The following is a 4075-nucleotide window of genomic DNA, read 5'->3' as shown; positions in this document are numbered from 1 at the left end:
ACATGATCTGGATCGCAGTTGCGAGCATGCTTCACCCTGAAACCAGCACCTCCAAGACCGTCAGTCGCGGTCAAATCGAAGCACAGGTGGCAAAACTCTTCGGTCCATCGATCACGCCGATCACGCCAGTCATGATCGAAAGGCATTTGGTCAGCTCGGAAGACCGGCAAGCGGACAAGGCAAATCCCCAGCGCGGAGGCAGTCGAAACCGGTATCTGTTCAAGACTGTCGATGGAAACGCGGCGTCGCGCGATGGGAGATTTCGCCTGTACAAACAGGTCGATGCCAAGCATGATGGAGAGGATAAATCTGGACCTGCACATCCAGATCCCGTGGCCATTGACGGTGCCTATCGCTACATTATAGGGTGGTACAAAGACCGGTATGTCGCGTCCGTGTAGCAAAGGTCGGGTTAATCAGCCGCCCAACATCGGGCTCACCGGGACCACCCGCCCTTCGGGTGGTCCCGGAGGGCGGTTAGCCCATATTGCACGGCTGTTTTTGAGAAATGCGAACGGTCGATAGGGGGCAATCTGGGACATTGGCACTCAACTTGTTGCTATTGCTATTTTTGTCATGAAAGGAGGCACTTATGCAGTCCGAGCATATTGAGGGCTATGAAATCGAGTATGCGGGCGTGTTATTGCCAAGTGACGATGGCTGGGCCGCCCATGTGGCAATCTATGGTCCCTCGCCGAATCCGATGCACAGAAACTGTATTTTTGCCGATCAGGGCGTCTCTGTCGACACCGTCTTCCCAAATGCGGAGTCGGCTGAAGCCGAGGCGCATAAGGTCGCACTGTCGATGTTAGCGTCAGTAACTCACCACGGCGCTGGCGATACGAAATAGGGCCGGGTCATTTCAAATGCCGATCGGCTGCTTGGCGGCTGATCGACCGACCGCTCTGAGCCCAAAGGACTGGTCACGCGCCCGGCAGATTTCGACCGAGCCTAATCATTAGGCTCGACCACAATCGGATGGTCAGCGTAGACCTATAGTGAACGCACCCCGCGTGGACAGGCAAGCAGTTCGTGCCATGATTCGCAAAACAATTCATACGGGCCTATCATATTTGCGGACGCTCGGGGTATGGGGCCTTGTGGCGGCAAAACGCCTAGGAGAATGACCATGAATAACAGAAACAACCTTTCCGCAGTTTCCGCTTTGCTGCTGGTCGCAGCACTCGCATTGCCTACCGGGAACGCAGCCGCACAGGACGCAACGAGCGTCGCCGGCACTTATACCCCCGTCGTGGCCACGTCGTTCGGCGACAATCCGCGCGGCCAACTGATTCTAGGGTCTGACGGCCACTATTCGCTCAATCTCGCACGCGCGACTCTGCCGAAGATCACCGCGGGTGCGCGAGGCAAAGGGACCGCAGAGGAAAACAAGGCGATCGTCGGAGGCAGCATCTTCCACTATGGCAAGTACACGGTGGACGCGAAAGAGAAAACCATTACGTTCAACGTCGAGGCCAGCACATTTCCGAATTGGGACGGCGCTACGTTCAAGCGACCATTCAAGGTTTCCGGGGATCAACTAACCTATACCGACAACGCACCATCGGGCGGCGGTGGCCCGCACGACGTGGTCTGGAAGCGCGTCAAGTAAGCATTGCACTGAGGCGCGTTATTTGTTGCATGCCTCAGCCCCGCGCAAGTGGGGCAGGTTTTTACCGATCAGTCTTTTCTAGAAGAACGGGGATCAGTTCTGCATGACTGTCGTTTCAGAGTCGCTTTCCGCCCTCCCCCGACGGGCACTTGCCGGCCGATAGGGTCGCAAATTAAAGGTTCCAGGCTCGAATTACATTCGCGTTGCGGGATTATTTGCCCCCAGGTACCGCGAAGGATTCCTATGGAGATGAAGCGGACGCCATACGGTACTCATCCTCACCGCCATCGCTACATTGCGGCGGCGCCCGATGGCGTCCCCCACACTGAGTGACCTGTGCAAACACCTATTCCCAAACGAACAGCTGTATTTATCAATGCCTCGGCAGGCGACGGATATACTTCCGAATGGGCAAGGCATCTCGCCGATAAATTTCAATCCCATGGCATGAGTGCGCACGTGACGCTCGCACGGAGCGGTGACGAGATTCTTGAGGCGTCCCAATTCGCAGCAAGGGACGGGTATGAGGTGATTGTCGCCGGCGGTGGTGACGGCACCATCAATACGGTTGCGTCAGCCCTGGTCGGAACCGATATCGCGTTTGGAGTCCTTCCACTCGGAACATTGAACCATTTTGCGAAAGACTTGCATATTCCTCTGGACCTTGATGCAGCGGTTCGCAATATCGCGGCTCTGCACAGCGTCAAGATCGACGCCGCCGAGGTGAATGGTCGGATCTTTCTCAATAATTCGAGCCTCGGACTGTACCCTGACATCGTACGACATCGTGAAACACAACAGAGGCGACTGGGAAGAGGAAAATGGCCCGCTTTTTTCTGGGCTACCGTGACGGCATTGCGTCGCTATCCGTTTTTGAACGTGACGCTCAGCTTGAATAATGAAGAACATAAGCGCCGCACGCCATTCATCTTTGTCGGCAATAATGAATATTTGATGGAAGGCTTTAATATTGGTGGGCGTAAGCGCCTTGACTCCGGGCAGTTGTGCCTGTATGTCACGCACCGTACCGGGCGCCTGGGGCTATTGTTGCTCGCGATCCGTGCGCTCTTCGGCCGGCTGCGACAGGCAAAAGACTTCGACGCGGTTGCCGCGAGAGAAGTTTTGATTGAAACGCGACACAAACGCATCCGCGTTGCCACGGATGGTGAAGTGACTGTCATGGAGACACCTCTGCGTTACCGAAACTGTCCGGGCGCGTTAAATGTCATTGTGCCGCAAGACGTCGATACGAAAGCAGCAAATCATGCGGACGCTGGTCCATCTGTCGGATCTCCACTTTGATCGCATTGATCATGCACTGATCACACCTTTGATCGCGCTTGTAAGGGAATCGTGTCCTGACCTTGTTGTTGTTTCCGGCGACCTGACACAACGTGCGCGCACGGCGCAATTCAAAGACGCACGTCGTTTTGTACCCGTGTCGCCAGAGTACGGAGTACGCCGAACGATGATGATGTGGTCGAGCGCGAGCATGGGCAAGAGCGGGCGACGCGATGAATTACCCGTGTTTCATCCTACTCCGGCTTGAATGTGTCGATTCCGAAATACAGCGCGTCGGGCTGCGGTAGTCGAGACTTTGGCGCGGCCGGCGCGCATTGTAGAAATTGAAGTAACTCGCCAAAGCACTGAACCATTGCGTAGGCATGCAAGTAAAATCTTCATTCTCGACGCTCATCCGCAGCCGCTCAACGAAGACGTTGTCGATCCAACGTCCCTTGCCATCCATGCTCACACGCACACGATTGTCCAACAGCGGCCTGGTGAAATCCTCGTCGGTGAACTGGCTGCCCTGATCCGCATTGAATATCTCAGGTGCACCGTAGCGCAATAGTGTACTCTGAGCCTCGACGCAGAAGTCAGTAATCATCGCACATTAGATACGCGAATCCGCACGCCATTGGCGGGTACTTGATGTCGCAAGCCCAGACTGATTGGACAGCGTGAGTGCGGGATGTGGCTGGCTAGCGGCGCAGTCGATAACCTTGCATGCATCGCAGTTCAACATTTAACGCCAGCGTTTTTTCTGTCTAAACTACCCGAACCACCCCTGCCAACGTGAACCTTCGCGACCTTCACGCCACAAACGGACTACGGGCATGCAGCATTCGATCCGCCTAACCGCGAGCGAGGATCATCGCAATATGTTTCTGGGCGAACTCTACTGCCGTTTCCTTATTCTGGGCCACATTATAGAACTCCACTTCTAGGCCCGGGTGACCGATCCCGACGGTATAACCGGCCGGCTTATCACAACGGTAGATAAAACCATAACATTTGCCGTCGTAGTACACCACCCAATCTTCCCGTATTGGAGGGCGTCCTCGGGTCGCATCTCTTAACTCAATTTCTGGTGTTGCCTGCGTAATCCAGCCAAACTGGACGCCTAATCCGCCGCAAACTGGACACGCGGTCCAGCGCAAACTGGACACGCATTCCACGCCA

At 55.4% G+C, this 4075-nt stretch carries 6 protein-coding genes and 1 pseudogene; 5 read left to right on the top strand and 2 right to left on the bottom strand.

Going from position 1 to position 4075, the window contains the following annotated elements:
* From ACFOFO_RS25170 to ACFOFO_RS25150, 5 genes and pseudogenes are all read left to right on the top strand, one after another.
* Positions 1–401 (top strand): hypothetical protein (locus ACFOFO_RS25170; protein WP_390333376.1); only part of this gene is annotated, 401 nt, incomplete at its 5' end.
* A gap of 191 nt (positions 402–592) precedes the next feature.
* Positions 593–850, top strand: a complete 258-nt coding sequence (locus ACFOFO_RS25165) for a hypothetical protein (RefSeq protein WP_390329187.1) — start codon at positions 593–595, stop codon at positions 848–850.
* Positions 851–1129: 279 nt separating this feature from the next.
* Positions 1130–1612: a lipocalin-like domain-containing protein gene (locus ACFOFO_RS25160; protein WP_390329190.1), complete on the top strand. Its 483-nt coding sequence runs from the start codon at positions 1130–1132 to the stop codon at positions 1610–1612.
* Positions 1613–1948: 336 nt separating this feature from the next.
* Positions 1949–2914: a diacylglycerol/lipid kinase family protein gene (locus tag ACFOFO_RS25155; RefSeq protein ID WP_390333374.1), complete on the top strand. Its 966-nt coding sequence runs from the start codon at positions 1949–1951 to the stop codon at positions 2912–2914.
* A pseudogene (locus ACFOFO_RS25150) lies at positions 2877–3059 on the top strand (metallophosphoesterase family protein); the annotation flags it as partial. The gene ACFOFO_RS25155 and the pseudogene ACFOFO_RS25150, both read left to right, overlap by 38 nt.
* A gap of 72 nt (positions 3060–3131) precedes the next feature.
* On the opposite strand, the gene ACFOFO_RS25145 reads toward ACFOFO_RS25150, so the two are convergent.
* Positions 3132–3500, bottom strand: coding sequence for a hypothetical protein (locus ACFOFO_RS25145; protein WP_390329198.1), 369 nt, complete (start codon positions 3498–3500; stop codon positions 3132–3134).
* A 247-nt stretch (positions 3501–3747) separates the two neighbouring features.
* The coding region (locus ACFOFO_RS25140; RefSeq protein ID WP_390333372.1) for a hypothetical protein at positions 3748–4075 on the bottom strand (328 nt) is incomplete at its 5' end.

The sequence above is a fragment of the Pseudundibacterium arcticum genome (assembly GCF_042646465.1).
Lineage (GTDB): Bacteria > Pseudomonadota > Gammaproteobacteria > Burkholderiales > Burkholderiaceae_D > Undibacterium_A > Undibacterium_A arcticum.
Note: the sequence above shows the minus strand (reverse complement) of the source record. Positions and strands in the feature narration are given on the sequence as shown.

What these genes read in the sequence shown, in the direction of transcription:
- ACFOFO_RS25165 (WP_390329187.1), top strand. Translation starts at nt 593, where the DNA reads ATGCAGTCCGAGCATATTGAGGGCTATGAAATCGAGTATGCGGGCGTG.
- ACFOFO_RS25160 (WP_390329190.1), top strand. Translation starts at nt 1,130, where the DNA reads ATGAATAACAGAAACAACCTTTCCGCAGTTTCCGCTTTGCTGCTGGTC.
- ACFOFO_RS25145 (WP_390329198.1), bottom strand. Translation starts at nt 3,500, where the DNA reads ATGATTACTGACTTCTGCGTCGAGGCTCAGAGTACACTATTGCGCTAC.